Source organism: Vibrio sp. 10N.222.52.C3, from assembly GCF_041474195.1.
GTDB lineage: Bacteria > Pseudomonadota > Gammaproteobacteria > Enterobacterales > Vibrionaceae > Vibrio > Vibrio crassostreae_C.
The window spans coordinates 1-497 of sequence record NZ_JBFRTQ010000139.1 but is presented as its reverse complement, the minus strand read 5'-3'; the positions used below and the strand labels follow the sequence as shown (position 1 = coordinate 497).

The following is a 497-nucleotide window of genomic DNA, read 5'->3' as shown; positions in this document are numbered from 1 at the left end:
AAGAAGCGCTAGACAAGCTGACTATTGTTGTACAAGAGCGTCAAGAGTCTGAAGCTGAAGAGCGTGCTGCTAAAGCAGAGCAAGAAGCTAAGCTTTCTGCTATTGCTGAACAAATTGCAAAAGACGGAATTGATGTTGCCGATCTTATTGCTGCACTTTCTGGTGAAGCAAAATCTAAAACAACAAAAGCTAAACGCGCTCCTCGCCCAGCGAAATACAAATACGTAGACGCAAACGGCGACGAGAAGACTTGGACAGGTCAAGGCCGTACGCCTTCAGCTATCCAAGAACAGCTAGATGCTGGTAAATCTCTAGAAGAGTTTGCTATCTAAACATTTAGTTTACTTAGTGAGTAATCAATTACACGCTAAGCGATAGAATTAATATTTAAGTCGACCAAAATATTATTTACGACTTCAATATATTCAGAAACAAAAAAGGCTCCTTTCGGAGCCTTTTTTATATTTGTACTATCAGTATTAGAAACCAACTGATAC

At 39.6% G+C, this 497-nt stretch carries 1 protein-coding gene; it reads left to right on the top strand.

Annotated elements, in window-relative coordinates:
• On the top strand, positions 1-332 hold a 332-nt coding region (locus AB4517_RS19285; protein ID WP_372149234.1), incomplete at its 5' end, for an H-NS family nucleoid-associated regulatory protein.
• Positions 333-497 lie beyond the last annotated feature (165 nt).